This window comes from Pseudomonas sp. EA_5y_Pfl2_R50 (assembly GCF_963970475.1).
Taxonomy (GTDB): Bacteria; Pseudomonadota; Gammaproteobacteria; order Pseudomonadales; family Pseudomonadaceae; genus Aquipseudomonas.
Genome location: NZ_CAXAPT010000209.1, coordinates 1 through 428 on the forward strand (window position 1 = coordinate 1; position 428 = coordinate 428).

At 69.9% G+C, this 428-nt stretch carries 1 protein-coding gene; it reads left to right on the top strand.

Annotation, left to right across the window (positions count from 1 at the left end; all coding sequences use genetic code 11):
- The coding region (locus AACY19_RS27485; protein ID WP_339454643.1) for a tetratricopeptide repeat protein at positions 1-428 on the top strand (428 nt) is incomplete at both ends.

Here is a 428-nt window from a genome sequence, read left to right on the forward strand (position 1 = left end):
CGCGCCGCCCATGACGTCGTCACCGACGATGCCGCCCAGGCCTTCAAGAAGGCGCTCTCCGTCGATCCGACCGACCCTCGCGCGCGCTTCTTCCTGGCGGTGCGAAGAGACAGGCAGGGCGACCACAAGGGGGCCATGGACGATTGGATCTCCATCCTCAAGTCAGCCCCGCCCAACGCCCCCTGGGCGGCCCAGGTCCGCGCCTTCGTGCTCAAGGCCGCCAAGGCGCAGGGGATCGACGTGTCGAACCGTCTGCCGCCCGAACCTGCCGCCCAGGCCGGCGAGACCGGTCCGACGCCCGAACAGATGGCGCAGGGCGCGCGCATGCCCGAAGCCGATCGCCAGCAGATGATTCTCGGCATGGTCGACGGCCTGGAAGCCCGACTGAAGACCCAGCCCCACGACGTGGACGGCTGGGCGCGTCTGAT